The sequence below is a fragment of the Microbulbifer yueqingensis genome (assembly GCF_900100355.1).
Taxonomy (GTDB): Bacteria; Pseudomonadota; Gammaproteobacteria; order Pseudomonadales; family Cellvibrionaceae; genus Microbulbifer; species Microbulbifer yueqingensis.
The window spans coordinates 512,670-527,722 of record NZ_FNFH01000002.1; the positions used below are offsets into that span (position 1 = coordinate 512,670).

The 15,053-nt window shown below is 61.3% G+C and carries 11 protein-coding genes; 4 read left to right on the forward strand and 7 right to left on the reverse strand.

Annotated features, from left to right (window positions below):
• Positions 1–58: 58 nt before the first annotated feature.
• The 6 genes from BLT26_RS06055 to ectA form a co-directional block, all read right to left on the reverse strand.
• Complete coding sequence (locus BLT26_RS06055; RefSeq protein WP_091510198.1) at positions 59–1,480, reverse strand: sodium/proline symporter; 1,422 nt, start codon at positions 1,478–1,480, stop codon at positions 59–61.
• A 110-nt stretch (positions 1,481–1,590) separates the two neighbouring features.
• Complete coding sequence (locus BLT26_RS06060; protein WP_091510201.1) at positions 1,591–2,532, reverse strand: tetratricopeptide repeat protein; 942 nt, start codon at positions 2,530–2,532, stop codon at positions 1,591–1,593.
• Entirely contained in the window at positions 2,520–3,968 is a 1,449-nt protein-coding gene (locus tag BLT26_RS06065) for an aspartate kinase (RefSeq protein WP_091510205.1), read from the reverse strand. Before BLT26_RS06065 ends, BLT26_RS06060 begins: the two co-directional genes overlap by 13 nt.
• Positions 3,969–4,047: 79 nt before the next feature.
• Positions 4,048–4,449, reverse strand: coding sequence for an ectoine synthase (locus BLT26_RS06070; RefSeq protein WP_091510208.1), 402 nt, complete (start codon positions 4,447–4,449; stop codon positions 4,048–4,050).
• 59 nt (positions 4,450–4,508) lie between these two features.
• Positions 4,509–5,849, reverse strand: a complete 1,341-nt coding sequence (gene ectB, locus BLT26_RS06075) for a diaminobutyrate--2-oxoglutarate transaminase (RefSeq protein WP_091510211.1) — start codon at positions 5,847–5,849, stop codon at positions 4,509–4,511.
• 73 nt (positions 5,850–5,922) lie between these two features.
• Positions 5,923–6,525, reverse strand: a complete 603-nt coding sequence (ectA, locus tag BLT26_RS06080; RefSeq protein ID WP_245720608.1) for a diaminobutyrate acetyltransferase — start codon at positions 6,523–6,525, stop codon at positions 5,923–5,925.
• A 371-nt stretch (positions 6,526–6,896) separates the two neighbouring features.
• Here ectA and BLT26_RS06085 point away from each other — a divergent pair, with 371 nt between their 5' ends.
• The 4 genes from BLT26_RS06085 (at position 6,897) to BLT26_RS06100 (ending at position 14,195) form a co-directional block, all read left to right on the forward strand.
• On the forward strand, positions 6,897–7,439 hold the full coding sequence (locus tag BLT26_RS06085; protein ID WP_091511069.1) for a MarR family winged helix-turn-helix transcriptional regulator: 543 nt from the start codon (positions 6,897–6,899) through the stop codon (positions 7,437–7,439).
• 372 nt (positions 7,440–7,811) lie between these two features.
• Entirely contained in the window at positions 7,812–8,792 is a 981-nt protein-coding gene (locus BLT26_RS06090; protein WP_245720609.1) for an FHA domain-containing protein, read from the forward strand.
• A 105-nt stretch (positions 8,793–8,897) separates the two neighbouring features.
• Positions 8,898–11,510 carry a protein kinase domain-containing protein gene (locus BLT26_RS06095; protein ID WP_091510222.1) on the forward strand — a complete coding sequence of 871 codons (2,613 nt, stop codon included), beginning with the start codon at positions 8,898–8,900 and terminating at the stop codon, positions 11,508–11,510.
• A 108-nt stretch (positions 11,511–11,618) separates the two neighbouring features.
• Entirely contained in the window at positions 11,619–14,195 is a 2,577-nt protein-coding gene (locus BLT26_RS06100; RefSeq protein ID WP_091510225.1) for a serine/threonine-protein kinase, read from the forward strand.
• A gap of 60 nt (positions 14,196–14,255) precedes the next feature.
• Here BLT26_RS06100 and BLT26_RS06105 read toward each other — a convergent pair whose 3' ends face one another.
• Positions 14,256–14,738 (reverse strand): hypothetical protein, encoded by a 483-nt coding sequence (locus BLT26_RS06105; RefSeq protein WP_091510228.1) that lies wholly within the window; start codon positions 14,736–14,738, stop codon positions 14,256–14,258.
• Positions 14,739–15,053: the final 315 nt, after the last annotated feature.

Consider the following 15,053-nt stretch of genomic DNA (forward strand, 5'->3'; position numbering starts at 1 on the left):
GGGCTTTTTTTATGCGGGCTGTCCGCCCTGCAACAGGTTGCGTTCCGGAACCGCGCTCTCAGGCGCGGACCTCAGTTCCCAAGGGTGCGCGCTCCAGCAGGCGGCTGCCGCCGTAAACCGCGAGCCCGGCCAGGATACCCGGCATCCCCTCGTAAATATGGCTGTGCCAACCCAGGCCATAGCGCCACAGCAGGGCGGTGGCCAGGCCGACGATACTCATGACGATATATACCCGCTCAGAGGGTCGCCCGCCCAGCGCCAGTACAATCAGCAGCGGTGCGAACGCCGAGGCCAGGGCTGACCAGGACATCACCACCAGGCTGAAGACACTCTGCTTGTTAAGCAGTGCCCAGCCCACGGCGGCCACGGTGATTGCCAGTGTGGCGGCCTTGAGCATCCAGGTACGCTCGATATTGTGCGGGATGATGTCGTGGGTGAGCGCCGCGGAGCAGCTCAGCACCAGGGAATCAGCGGTGGACATGGTGGCGGCGAAGACCCCGGCCAGGATCAGGCCCACGAGCACCGGCGACAACAACTGCTGGGCCATCATCGGCAGCGCCAGCTCCGCATCGAAGCTGCCCGGGTCGCTCAGCATGATGCGCGCCAGCATACCCACACCGGTGGCCATGAAGTAGAAGGCGGTGAACCACAGGTAATACCAGCAGCGCGCATGCAGCATGCGGTTCTCGTCCTGCAGCGCCATGAAACGCACCATCACATGGGGCTGGCCGATCACCGACAGGCCGGCGAACAGCCAGCCGATGGCGAACACGATACCGCCCGCCAGTCCCGGCAACAGCATGTTGTCCGGATACCAGTCCAGGAACCCGTCGACCTCCCCCATCTGGCTCCAGGCCGCACCCAGGCCGCCGACGGACTGGGTCGCAGTCACCAGCAGGATCGCCATGGCGATGATCATCACGAATGACTGTGCGGCATCGGTCCAGATGGAGGCGCGAATGCCCCCGGCCAGGCAGTAAGCCGCCACGATCACGCCGCCGATTACCGCGCCGCTCCAGATCGGCAGGTCCAGCAGCACGTAGAGCGCCTTGCTGCCCGCCACCAGCTGCGCGCTGGCATAGGCGAGCAGGAACATCAGCGCCAGTACGCCGGCCAGGCGCTGCCAGGTGGCAAAGCGGCTGCCCCCCCAGTAACTGATGACGCCGGCGTAACTGCTCTCACCGGTCTCGCGGGTGGCGCGGCACAGCGAGCGGTGCACCCACATGGAGCCGAGGAAGTCGCCGAGAATCCAGCCCACCATCAGCCAGATGGAGGCGAGCCCGGTGGCGTAGGTGTAACCGATCACGCCGATGAACATGTAGCCACTGTTGTTGGTGGCTACCGCCGACAGGCCCACCAGGAATGGCGGCACATCGCTGCTGGCAAGGTAATAGTCCTTCTTGGTGCCGCGACTGCGCAGGTAGGAGCTGACACCGATGGCGGCAAACAGGGCGAGAAAGAACAGGAAACTCAGTAACACGGGCCACTCCTCGAAAACGTTATTATTGTCGGGACCCCTTCACCGACCGGGTCCGGCGAATACAAACCGGGCGACCCTCATGGGTCATGGGTCACCCGGAAAGCCGTTGCTCAGGCGGCGCTGCCGCCGGGTGCCCCGGAATCATCGGCAATGTCCTTGTCATCACCGGTGCTCTGGATACCCATCAGCTCGGCGAAGGGCGGGTATTCGAACAGCGCATCCAGCGCCGGGTCGTCCATCGCCTCGTCGCGATAGGCCGGGGAGATCTCCAGCGCCTTGGCCAGGTATTCCACAGCCTCTTCCCACTGCTCCTGGCTGGCGTGGGCACAGGCCAGCTGGTAGTAGGCGTTGCCGTTGGCCGGGTCGATCTCCAGCGCCTGCAGGCACAGGTTGATGGCCCACTGCGCCTCGCCCAGTTCCAGCACGGCGTCGGCCTTGTAGGTCAGCGCCTCGCCGTCGTCGCGGCGCAGGCCCAGGATCTGGTCGTACACCGCGATCTTGCCCGCCGGGGTGTGCTCGCGCCCGGCGCGCAGCCACAGGGACTGGATCTCCTGGGTCAGCTCGATCTCGTCGCGGTTGTGCTCGATATGCCGGGTCTTCTCGCTGAGCTGCTCCTCGATGCTACGCAGTCGCGCCTCGTACTGGCTGACGATTTTGTTGACCTCCTCAGAGGCAAGGCTGTGCACCTTCTCCTTGATATCGCGGATCGAGGTCCAGCCGACAATCACCAGCATGGAGCTGACACCGGCGATCAGGTAGAAGAAGTAGGTCACCGTGTCGGTGGCGTAGGTGATTGCCTTGTCGGCGGCATTGAGCTGGCGGTCCACCACCTCTTGGGTGAGGGCCACCCGCTGGGCCGCCATATCCTTGCGCAGCTGCTTGAGTTCATCGAGCACATAGCGCTCGACGAAGGGGGTATAGAGCGGCTCCTGCAGCTGCTCGACCCGCTCTTCGGCGGCCTCTTGCCGCTCATCGTTTTCCTGCTGGGCATTTGCAGCCAGCGACAGCAGCAGGGCTGCCGCCAGCATCAGCCATGTGCTCAGGCCGCGCATATGGCCTCGCCATGGTCATAGACCTCGACCAGGGCGTGGTGCAGGCTTTTAACGGCCTCTTCGTAATCTGTCTCGTTGATCACGAACTGCATATCCACCTGGCGCATGGACTGGTGTACGGCCAGCACACTGATACCGGAGCGGGCCAGCGCAGCCACTGCGCGGGACAGCATGCCCGGCACCTTCATGTCGCTGCCGATCGCGGACACCACCGCCACCTTGCGCACCTGGATATCACAATCCGGGTACTTCTCGCAGATTGCTGCGCGAATGCGCTTCACCGTTTTCAGGTTATTGGCGATGAAGTGGGTAATGGTGTTGGCGTTGATATCCTTGGTGACCACATTGCCCTTGAAGCGCGCAATGATGTCATTGATGGTGCGGTCGTAAGTGGTCATCAGGCCCATCATGTCCTGGTCAAAGCACTCCACCGCATAGATATTCTTGCGCCCGGCGATGATTTCCACACACGGGGTTTCGCTCACGTAGTCGCCGGTAACCAGTGTACCGCGGTGTTCGGGTTCGAAAGTGTTCATCACCCGCAGCGGAATCTCCTGCTGGCGCAGGCCCTTGGCCGCGCGGGGGTGTATCGCCTCCATACCCAAGTTGGCGAGCTGGTCGGCCACGTCGTAGTTGGTGCGCCCGATGGGAACCGCCTGCTCCTCACCCACCAGCCGCGGGTCGGCACTGCTCAGGTGGTATTCCTTGTGAATAATGGCTTCCCGCGCCTCGGTCATTACCGCGATGCGGCTGAAGGTCATCTCGCTGTAACCGCGAGCGAAGGTATTCATCAGGCCCTCGGCGGTATGCGCGTAGCCGGTGGCTATCGGCAGCTCTTTCGCCAGGTCGATATCCTTGAAAGCGCGCTCAATACGCTCATCCAGGGTCAGGTGGTCGCTGTCTTTCCAGCCGGTGAGGTCTACAAAACGGGCATTGATACCCTCTTCCTCGCGCAGCAGGGCGGCGGTATTCCAGGCACTGTGCGCCTCACCCAGGCTCGCCAGCATCTCGCTCACGGTGTTCAGGTGTCCTTCCAGGGCGAAGTGGCCGTGCTGGCAGACACGTTCCAGGTCGGCCAGGCAGCGCTCGGCATCCTCGAGGCGCTCACCGATAAAGTCATTGGCCCTGGCCAGCAACTCCGGGTCCTTAAACAGCGACGCATTGATTTCCTTGACCCGGTCGCGCAACACTTCAATGGCCTCCGACCAGCTGCGATCCTCATTGGCGTCGGCAAAGAGTGCGAAAATACCCGGGCGCCCGGACTTCTTGTGCTCCAGCAGCAAGTCGGTGATGCCCCCGTACGCAGACACCACGAAGATGCGCTGGTACACACCCTCCATCGCGGCCTTGCGGTTTTTGAGAACAATATTGTCGCGCACCGCGGCGTAGTCGCTCATGGACGTGCCGCCGATTTTTTCCACCGTGTGTTGTTTCATGATCTTCCTGTAGATGTTGTCTCTGTATTAGTAGGAGCCGGCGCCCGTGAAAGGCGCCGGTGCGAACCTCGCAACATCTTTACTTTCCGGTCACCTCTTCCGCGTCCAGCTCGTAGGCGCCCTCGGCGTTGTGGACTTCCTTGCCGTGTAGCGGCGGGTTGAAGACACAGGCCATCTTCATTTCTTTTTTGGCGCGCAGGACATGCTTGTCGTGCTTGTCGAGGATATAGATGGTGCCCGGGGAAATCGGGTATACCTTGCCGTCCTCGACGGTTTCCACCTCGCCCTCACCAGAGATGCAGTACACAGACTCCAGGTGGTTCTGGTAATGCAGGTTCAGGTTGGCGCCTTCGTAGATGGTGGTGATGTGGAAGGAAAAGCCCATGTTGTCGTTCTTCAACAACAGGCGGGTGCTCTCCCAACCCTCGGAAACAATACGGCGGTCGCTTTTTTCTGCTTCTTGCAGCTGTCTGACAATCATTACTGGTCTCTCATCAAAATATTAAGGGGCTATCAGGGATTCACTCGCAGGGGCGCCGATCAGGCGGCGCCAGCGAGGGATTCCTTGCTTTCCTTGGTGGTCACTTCCGCATCCTCGGCAAAGAAGTCGTGCTCTTCGGGCACGTCCTGGCCTTTCAGGACTTTCTGTACCGCCGCCTCGACGATATCCAGGCCGCGCTTCAGGTTCTCGTCGCTGATGGTCAGCGGGCACAGGGTCTTCACCACCTGGTCGTCGGCACCGCTGGTCTCGATCACCAGGCCGTGCTTGAAGGCCTCCTTGGTGATCTGGCCGGCCAGGTCGCCGCTGATACAGTTGAGGCCACGCATCATGCCGCGACCGCGGGTGGTCATGTTGCCGTCACCGTACTTCTCGACGATGGCAGTCATGCGCTGCTCGATGTACTCGCCCTTGCGCTGCACTTCCTTCGCGAATTTGTCGTCGCTCCAGAAGTGGTCGATGGCTGCCTTGGCAGTGACAAACGCGAGGTTGTTGCCACGGAAAGTGCCGTTGTGCTCACCGGGCTTCCACTGGTCCAGCTCGGGGCGCATCAACACTACCGCGAACGGCAGGCCGTAGCCGCTCAGGGACTTGGACAGGGTGACGATGTCCGGCTTGATACCAGACTCCTCGAAGCTGAAGAAGCTGCCGGTGCGGCCGCAGCCCGCCTGGATGTCGTCGACAATCAGCAGCATGTCGTGCTTCTTGCACACCGCCTCGAGGTTGCGCAGCCATTCCATGCTGCAGGCGTTGATGCCGCCCTCGCCCTGCACGGTCTCGACCATTACGGCGGCGGGGTGATCGACCCCGGAAGAAGAATCGGACAGCACCTTGTCCAGGTAGGCAGTGGTGTCGATATCGTCACCCAGGTAACCCTCGTAAGGCATGCGGGTGACGCCGCTCATGCTCACGCCGGCGGCGCCGCGGTGGTGGGAGTTACCGGTGGCGGCCAGGGCACCCAGGCTGCAACCGTGGAAACCGTTGGTAAAGGAGATGATGTTCTCGCGGCCCTTCAGCTTGCGCGCGATCTTCATGGCCGCTTCTACCGCATTGGTGCCGGTGGGACCGGTGAACTGCATGACATACTCCATGCCGCGCGGCTGGAGGATCTTCTCGGCAAAGCTCTCCATAAACTCGCGCTTGGCCTTGGTGTGCAGGTCCAGGCCATGGGTGATGCCGTCGGCCTGGATGTACTCCAGCAGGGCTTCCTTGAACACCGGGTTGTTGTGGCCGTAGTTCAGGGTGCCGGCACCGCCGAGGAAGTCCAGGTACTGGTTGCCTTCCTCGTCGTACAGGAACTCGCCCTGGGCCTTGTTGAATACCCGCGGGAAAGCGCGCGCGTAGCTCATTACTTCTGATTCGATTTCGTCAAAAACTTTCATGATGTCAACCTTTGGTTGGTTAATTGTGTGATCTCAGGATCTTGAAAACTCTGGTGTTACCCGGCACCCCTCGTTAAGCACCGCTGCCGGCCTGGGTAAAGGGTCCGATACGCAGCAACATCTCGCTGTCATGCTGACCTTTGAAGTGGCGCTCGCGGTCGAACATGATGGATTCATTGCACTCTGTGCCCAGCTTGCGGGCCAGCCCGCGGAACAGGGCCCAGGAGGCCTCGTTGTCAGGCGTGATGGTGGTCTCGAGATAGCGGACTTCTGCACAGGCCGGCCGCGCCAGGATCTCGCGGATCATGCGCCCGGCGAGTCCCTGCCCGCGGCCTTCCTCGGCCACGGCGACCTGCCAGATAAAGAGGGTGTCGGGGCGGGACGGGATCAGGTAACCGGAAACGAAGCCGGCGAGTTCACCATCGACTTCGGCAGCGACACTGGTGTCGGCAAAGTGGCTGGCCTGCAACAGGTTGCAGTAGACGGAGTTTTCATCGAGAGGGGGACAGCGTTTTATCAGTCGGTGCACATCGGCACCGTCCTCGCTGACCGGCCGGCGCAACAGGGCTTCCCTTTTGGCGGAACCCTGCCGCGCCTTGACCTTGTCTTCCGGGGACTCTCCGGTTTTACCTTCGGAACCCCCGCCCTGAGTTTTGGCTACGCTTTTGGCGCTCAAATCAATACCTTTAGTCATCAAATTGTCTTAATCGGCCCGAAATCCGCGGATAGGCGCGCACTTCCCGCCTTAATGGTCAAATTTGACCTTTTAAGTAATTAATTGTTTACTGCTCTAAACAATTTTTTGCATAGTACTCTAAACAAACACGCCACCGCAAGACCGGAACCATGGAGACTGAACAAAATTTACCCAGACAGCCGTCGCCGGAGAGCACAGAAAGCGACGCCGGGGCCACACCGGAGCACAAACGCGACGCCCGCGGGCGCGCGCCAGCCGGCCGGTCGCACGGAGTCATTGACAAAAAGCCGCCAGGGCATAAAGTCGGGCGCGAGCGGATGTCCCGCCGAGAACTGCAGAGCCTGCTTTTAATGGACAAGATAGAAGAAGTACTGATTACCCTGCGCCGGCTTATCCGTGCGACCGATCTGCATTCGAAACAACTGGTCAAAACCGCCGGCCTCACCGCGCCGCAGCTCCTGCTGTTGCAGGCCATCCGCGAGAAGGGCCAGGTGACCATCGGTGCCCTGGCCAAGGAAATCAGCCTCAGCCAGGCCACGGTAACCACCATTTTAGACCGCCTGGAGAAACGCGGGCTGGTTTACAGGGAGCGCTCGTCGGAAGACAAGCGCAAGGTGCACGCCTATCTCACCGACAAGGGCATGGATTTCATCCGGGACGCCCCCACTCCCCTACAGGAACACTTCGTGCGCCAGTTCCGCGACCTGCGCGACTGGGAGCAGTCCATGATCATCTCGTCGCTGCAGCGTGTCGCCCTGATGATGGATGCCGAGCATATCGACGCCTCCCCGGTTCTCGATATCGGCGACCTGGATCGCAAGGTGAGCCGCAACCACTCCTACGACAGATCGGAAGACGGGCCAGAAGACAAGTCGGACAAGGGCGAACCCTGATCTCCCGGGCGCACTGTACAGGTTGTCATCTGGCGCCAGAATCGTCGCTTTTTTAGGCGATCGCCGCACTCCCCGGACAATCACTGAACAGGCGCGGCCGCGGGGCTACGCAGTCATTGCATTTGGCCTTCATATCGGTATAAATGGGCGAATAACACTCTGGGGGGATTGGGCCTCCGGTTCAGCGTCTTTTCACGCAAGGCAAGGCCAAAGAAACCAGACAAACCGAGCGGTCGCGTAGCGCCGACGCGCGCAGCCTACGGTGAGACCTGCCCGCGCCCGGAGCCGGGCCCGCCGCCGGAGTAGAGTTGTGCCTGTCCTGATGTAGCGCCGCGACGCGAACGACCCAGAGCAGGGAAAGGGACAAGAAAAATGGCTTGTTTACAACACCCGGAAAGGGACCACCCCGTCTACCTGATGGCACACCACACCGTGGGTCGCCGCCAGGGGGCCGTGGATACCCGCATCCCCAGTGCCGAGATCTCCGGGATTCACGCCGCTATCCAGTGGACCGGCACCCACTGGAATATCCGCGACCTCAGCCGCAATGGAACCTGGCTCAACGGGCAGCAGCTGGTACCCGCCCGCAATTACGAATTGCAGCAGGGCGACAAGATCAGCTTCGGCCGCGCCAGCAACCCGGCGTGGAGCGTGATCAACCTCGACGAGCCCGAAAACCTGCTGATTGACCTGGCCACCGGCGATGCCGTGACGCTGGAGCAATATCACCTGCTGCCAGACGAGCGCGAGCCCCTCGCGAGCCTGCATTTCAATCCCGTAAACGGCCACTGGCTCTACGAGCTGACGGGAAATTCCAATGCCGGCGACGGCGCCGCAGTGGTCAGCCACGGCGAGCGCATCGACTGCGGGCTGCACAGCTGGCAGCTGTTCCTGCCCGATAACCAGGGGGCCACCAAAGAGCTGTCGCTGCAGCAGATGACCATCTGCGAATTCACCCTGCGCTTCTCGGTCAGCCATCACGAGGAACACGTGCAACTGCAACTGTGTCGCGCCGACCTGCAGGTGGCGCTGCCGGCGCGGATTCATCACTACCTGTTGCTGTACCTGGCCCGCGCACGCATGGTGGATATCGAGCGCGGTATCGACCCGGATGCCCAGGGGTGGGTTTCCATCCAGGTGGCCACCCGCGAGCTGGGCATTACCGTGAACCACCTGAACACGCAGATTTTCCGCGCCCGCAAGCAGATCGCCGAGTCGTTGCCGGACGCCATCGACACCTCCGGCCTGGTGGAACGGCGCTCCTGGGAGATCCGCCTTGGCTGCAGGAATTTCGAGATATTCAAGGGCTCCCGGCGCGAGTCCCGGACCGGCAACATCGCCGAAACCGTGTGAACCCGACGCCTCCCGGCGCCAATAGCCGGGACCGGTGAACAAGCAGAACAACAAGAGATTGGCAGGGAAGGCCGACAACAGCGGCGGGCCCGTCCCGTAATCACGATGCCAGAGCAACAACCACAACAGATCGGCCGTTACAGGGTCACCGGGCAGCTTGGCGCCGGGGGCATGGGCGTGGTGCATCTCGCCTTCGATGAGCACCTCCAGCGAAAGGTGGCAATCAAGCGGCTGATTCGCAACCCGTCCAGTTCCACCGCGCACCTGCGGATACGCCAGGAGGCCAAACTCCTCGCACAGCTCAACCACAGCAATATTGTGCAGATTTACGACGTGGTCGAGGACGCGGGCGAGATTGCCCTGGTGATGGAATATGTCGACGGCTGCACGCTCTCCCAGTGGCAGCGCGAGCGCGCGCCGTCGCTGGCACAGAGGCTCGCTATCCTGCGCCAGGTCTGCACCGGCCTGGCCCGCGCGCACAGCATCGGTATCATCCACCGCGACCTCAAGGCCGACAACATCCTGGTGGACCGGGACAACGTCGCGAAGATCACCGACTTTGGCATCGCCAAGAACTGGCGCGAAGAGAGCGACCTGACCCGCGAGCAACACGTGGCCGGCAGCTGGGGGGCCATGTCCCCCGAGCAGGCGCTGGGAAAGCCGTTGGACAACCGCTGTGACCTCTTTGCCCTGGGCGTACTGGCCTACCGCCTGCTCACCGGCCAGAGCCCGTTCGGCGACCACGACAGTGCCTTCGTGATCGTCGAGCGTATCGTCAAGAGCCAGCACCCGCCGGCAGACAAGCTGAACCCCGAGCTGCCCGCTGCGCTGTCGAAACTGCTGGACCGCCTGCTGGAAAAGGAACCTGACCGGCGCCCGCTGAGCGCCTCTGCGGTGGCCGACGAGCTGGACGCCATCCAGGCGACGCTGAACCCGGAACTCGCCGCAGGCACCCTCAGTGGCACCGCGACCGTCACCGCGGAGAGCTTCCACAGCCAGGTTCGCAGTCGCCAGCGCCAGCGCAAGTCACTGCTGGCCGCCAGTGCCCTCGCGGTGGCCGCCGCGGTTGCCTTCGCCTCGATGAGCGCGCTGTTGCCGGCGTCCGGGAAGAGCGCCGGCAAGTACATCGCCATCGTGGCCCCCAACGACAAGAATTTTGGCAACCGCGAGACCCGCCTGCTGGGCCAGAGCGTGCTGAGCACCCTGAAGCAGGACCTGACCAACCGCGATGGCCTGCTGCTCATCCCCTACCGGGAATCAACCATGCTGATGGGCCGCCCCCTGGACGACCAGGCCCGGGCCCTGAATGCAGACCTGCTGCTGCACCCGTCCCTGGATTGCACTTCCCGGCAATGCGAGCTGTCCCTCGACCTGATCGACACCGACACCATGACGGTGAAGGCCAGCCGCAGCACCCAGCTGGCCACGGGCGGTAGCACCGACAGCCGCGCCCGCACCCTGCAGCAGCTGGGCAAGCTGCTGGCCGCCTACCCTCGACGCGGCAGCGAGGCCTCCTTCGGGCTCAGTGATGCCGATTACCGGCGTTACCTGTGGCTGTTCGACCAGCGCGACGACGACGCCCACATCACCGAACACCTGGCAGAGCTGGAAGCACTGCAGCAGCGCAATCCGCTGTTTACCCCGCTGTACCGGCTCTACAGCGAACTGGTGATCGACCAGCGCTTTGTCAGCCGCAGCATGGAGGCGGTGGAGCGGCTGGAGCACTTCCTGGAGCACGCCCCCTCCAGTATCGCCGATCACCCCGACGTCTTGAGCGCCCGACTGAGCCTGGCCATACAGCGCCAGGACCGCAAGCGGGGCGAAGCCCTGCTTGATCAGCTGCGGCTGCGGCTCCCCGACAGTGCGAGCTACTACTGGCACCTGGCTGTCTTCCACCAGCACCTGGGAGATTACCGCGAGGCCCTGGCGGCGGCGGACCGGGCCCTGGAGCTGCGGCGCAGCTATAGCCACCTGGTGCAGAAGGCCATGGCCCTGACCGGGCTCGGAGAGATGGACGCTGCCCGGCCCCTGCTGCAGGAGGCCCTGACCCTGAGCGAGAGCAATATCAATGCCGTTTCGCTATTGGCCGGCAATGAGCTGGATGCCGGCCGCCCGGGGGAGACCGTGCGCCTGCTGACATCGGTAGGGCTCGACAACCTGGGGGGCATGGACATCTACAACCTCTGCCTCGCCCACTATATCGAGCGCCAGTTCGGTGAGGCCGACCACTGCCTCGCCCGCCTGGCGGAGGAGTCCCCGGGCGACGCCGAGGTGCTGCTGTACCGCGCCGAGATCGCCAACGCCCGGGAGCGGCCGGAGCAGGCCCGCGCCTTCGCCGAGCAGGCCCTGGCTGCCGTCGCCGACCGTGACGACTGGGAAGGGCTGCTGATGCAGGCCCGCGCCCACGCCGAGCTGGGCCATGCGGCACGCGCGGTGGAGAAGCTGATCCGCGTCGGCCGCAACGCGCCGGATGACATCTACGTGAACTTTGCCCGCGCCCAGGTGTACGTCACCACCGGCGACCTCTTCTCCGCCAAGGCGCACCTGCGCAAGACCCTGGACCTGGGGCTATCGCCCATCTGGTTCCAAACCGAGCCCTTCGCGCCGGTGTGCGAGGAAGAGCAGTTCGCCGACCTGCGCAGCGATTACCCGGCACTCTGCGCCAAGCGCCAGCAGAAGCCCTCTTCAGTCGCCAGCAAGGGTTCCACCAGCGCCTGAGCGCCATTCGCGGAAATGGTACTGCCAGCTGAGAAGGGGTAAACTGGCGACTGCTCTCTCAGGGAGGAGGAGCGCTCAACCTCAGGCTGGCAAGAAGAATAAACCGCCATGGAAATCGCCGAACCGGCACAAACCATTCTCGGTCGCTACCGCCTCGAGCGCGCCCTCGGCGCTGGCGGCATGGGCGTGGTCTACCTGGCGCGCGATAGCAAACTGCACCGCCAGGTTGCCATCAAGCAGCTGCGCGCCGACGCTACTTCAGATTCCGCCGCCGCCCGCATCCGCTCCGAGGCCCGCCTGCTGGCCCAGCTCAACCACCCCAATATCGTGCAACTCCACGATGTGATCGAGCGCGATGGCGATATCGCGCTAGTGATGGAATACGTGGAGGGCACCACCCTGAAGGAGTGGATGCGCGAGCGCACCCCCACCCTGCGCGAAAAGCTCGACCTGCTGATGCAGGTCTGCCGCGGCCTCACCGAGGCCCACCGCCTGGGCATAGTCCACCGGGACCTGAAGCCCGACAATATCCTGATTGCCACAGGCAGCAGCGGTATCACCGCCAAGATCACCGACTTCGGCATCGCCAAGTCGCTGCAGCAGGACAGCACCGAGATCACCCGCGCGGACCATGTGGCCGGCACCGTGGACGCCATGTCACCGGAGCAGCTGCAGGGCGAACCCCTGTGCCCGCGCAGCGACCTGTTCAGCCTGGGCACCATCGCCTACCAGCTGCTCTGCGGCGCCCGCCCGTTCGACAAAGGCGACGGCGGCAGCCTGGCGCTGGCCCACAAGGTGATCCACGATCCGCATATCCCGCCACAGCAGGCCTGCCCCGAGCTGCCCGGGCCGCTCGCCGCCCTGCTCGACCGCCTGCTGGCCAAGCAGCCACAGAAGCGCCCGGAATCGGCCCAGCAGGTGTACGAGGCGCTGGCCTTCCTCCACCAGCATCAGGCGGACGACGCCGACAGCGGCGAGCTCTCCGCCACCGTCACCCAGCTGCTGCGCAAGCCGCCCAGCCAGCGGCGCAAACTGTACAAAAGGCTCGGCTACGCCGCCGGGCTGGCACTTGCCAGCATTGGTGCCCTTTTCTTCCTGTACTTTCCGGCCACCACGGTTCGCACAGTTGCGGTACTTGATCCCGACTTTGAGGGAATCCCCGCCGATAGCAGGATACTTCTTGCTCACTCCATTGAAGAGGCTATGCGCGACAGTGTAATACACCTTGAAGAACTGCAACTTATCCCCAATCGGGAAATTGCCCCACTAAAAGGGCGAGGCTACAGAGAAATCGTGGCCGCCCTAAACCCTGACATTGTGCTGCTGCCGCAAGTCCGCTGCAGGTCCAGCGCCTGCGACGTCACGATAGAGCGCATTGACACCCCTGCATGGAACACTACTAACAAAGTAAACTTTCCAATTATCGCGCCGGAAATCTTTTCTTCCGCACAGGCAACGCATAGAGAGACGTCCAAACTATTCCCGGAATTCACTGGAGGGGATACCGCAGCGGATAGCATCTACTCAACCCAGGCAACCTACCTCAAATATATCCAGCTGCATCGCATAGTCACGCAAAAGCTCGGGCTCACACGTGACACACTGGGGAGAATCCGCTCACTGATCGAAGAATACCCAGAGTCGTTTTCTTCCTACCAACTGTTACTACGAGCCGCCGGTGAACTCCTCGCCAGAACCCAGGACCGGGAAATACTTATAGAAGTCAGGAACTTACTGACTGCATCCAGAATCACTTCCGAACTAAGAAAGGATCAGCTGTGGATGGACTACTACTTGCTAGCTGAAGATACCCGGATGGCTGACAAAAGACTGAAAATGCTGGAAAGTTCAGGCCTGAACAGCTATGACTGGCTAATGTACAAAAACAGATTGTCGTACATGCAGGGGGAATACCATAGCGCAGCCGAGTCCCTGGAAAGGGCTGTATTGCTTCGCCCGACTTACAAGACCTACTTCAACCTGGGTTTAGCGCAATACCGAATCAATGACTTTGAAAATTCCCTGAAGAGCTTTGAAAAGGCCCTGCAGTTGTATCCGGAATTTTCCAAGGCCCTGTCAATGGTAGCCGCCCTTCATTTCACCCTCGGTGATCTTGAAAAGGCCATAAGCGCCTACCGCGAGCTCATTTCCAAGGAACGGTCGCCATACCATTTAAACAATCTTGCCTTCGCCTATATGCTGACGGACAACAGCGCTAAAGCCGAGCCACTTTTCGCGGAAGCAAGAAAGCTCGCCCCGCAGGCAGGGCTGTATGCACTTAATCACGGAGAATCCCTGTTAGCCCAGGCAAGACAGGAAGAAGCGCAAGAAGCGTATAGCGCTGCAGCCGCCCTCACCAAAGGAACGTCAACCAAGAGCGCTATCCTGGTATTTGCACTGGCATCGGCGCACCTCGAGCGACGTGAAGATGCTATAAAAGCCCTGCATTCAGTGATAGACAGCAGCAGTAATGATATGTGGCTGAATTACGATATTGCCAGGACGTATCTGCAGTTGAAGGACTACAGCTCTGCAAAAATTTACCTGCAGAGGTCCATAAATAGCAAAATGAACAAGAGGCTACTATTGACCACAGAATTCGTCGAGGCTTGTGTTAACGAAAATTTTCGCAGCGAGTTTTCCTCGATTTGCCCAGCAAGCGACAATATGCAGCCCCCAAAGTAACTCCCGCAACTCTGTAAAACCCGGGCACAAAATATGCCCGGGGCGGAACTCGCGACAAAATCAGTTCGGTTCCGGAGGATCAATCACGATAGGCGGATCCATGGATTTATGCTCACTTCCATGGAGCTTTGCCACCCAACAAAAATCGTAGTAACGCTTATTACCCGCGTATTTTGGCCCCAAAATAACGGTCAGGATACTGGGATCCTTGGCATCAACATACGAAATAAATTCCGAAAGATACTTTTCCTCGACCGGCCGTCCCGGCTTTCCTGCCGAGCCAGAGCAAAACTCGATCCCGGGAATGCGGTTGACCCCTCTGGCAATGTCACTCCATTCCCAGCCCTCTTCAGCCAATTGAAATTGCAGTTTGAGCAGGCCGCCCCCATCCCTGACACGGCACTTCGAGCGAAAATCTGCATCAATGCCCTCTAAGGTGCCTTCGTCATCAAACATTTCCCATTTTCTTGCCTTCCCCTGTCGAGGAACGACCTTGATCGTCGGCAGTTCGCTGCCAGAAGGGTCAACAACTATTTTTTTCATTCTTGTCTCCATCGCTTCTTTTTCTAGACGGGTCCATTAGCTTAGCCGCAACCCCCACCGGAACTCCATCACATTTTAACTGTGACAGATAAAAAAACCGGCAGTCAGTGTCACTGACTGCCGGCCGTAAATGATGGTCCCAGCCATCGACGGTTACAACAACACTATCAAGAGCGAAACGGAGCCTCCTTGCCCCCACCAGGCCAGTTCCCGAGCCCCGGCACACATTGGCTCTGTGAAAGCCGCGGCCGGCCTGGCGATCCAGCTTGCGCTGAATGGGTTCCCGCACCGCGCCGGATCGGGATCCGGGCCGCG

Bases quoted from the DNA above. Each gene is read 5' to 3' on its own strand.
- BLT26_RS06085 (WP_091511069.1), top strand. From the start codon at position 6,897: ATGGACAAGATAGAAGAAGTACTGATTACCCTGCGCCGGCTTATCCGT.
- BLT26_RS06090 (WP_245720609.1), top strand. From the start codon at position 7,812: ATGGCTTGTTTACAACACCCGGAAAGGGACCACCCCGTCTACCTGATG.
- BLT26_RS06100 (WP_091510225.1), top strand. From the start codon at position 11,619: ATGGAAATCGCCGAACCGGCACAAACCATTCTCGGTCGCTACCGCCTC.
- BLT26_RS06095 (WP_091510222.1), top strand. From the start codon at position 8,898: ATGCCAGAGCAACAACCACAACAGATCGGCCGTTACAGGGTCACCGGG.
- BLT26_RS06105 (WP_091510228.1), bottom strand. From the start codon at position 14,738: ATGAAAAAAATAGTTGTTGACCCTTCTGGCAGCGAACTGCCGACGATC.
- BLT26_RS06060 (WP_091510201.1), bottom strand. From the start codon at position 2,532: ATGCGCGGCCTGAGCACATGGCTGATGCTGGCGGCAGCCCTGCTGCTG.
- BLT26_RS06070 (WP_091510208.1), bottom strand. From the start codon at position 4,449: ATGATTGTCAGACAGCTGCAAGAAGCAGAAAAAAGCGACCGCCGTATT.
- BLT26_RS06065 (WP_091510205.1), bottom strand. From the start codon at position 3,968: ATGAAACAACACACGGTGGAAAAAATCGGCGGCACGTCCATGAGCGAC.
- ectB (WP_091510211.1), bottom strand. From the start codon at position 5,849: ATGAAAGTTTTTGACGAAATCGAATCAGAAGTAATGAGCTACGCGCGC.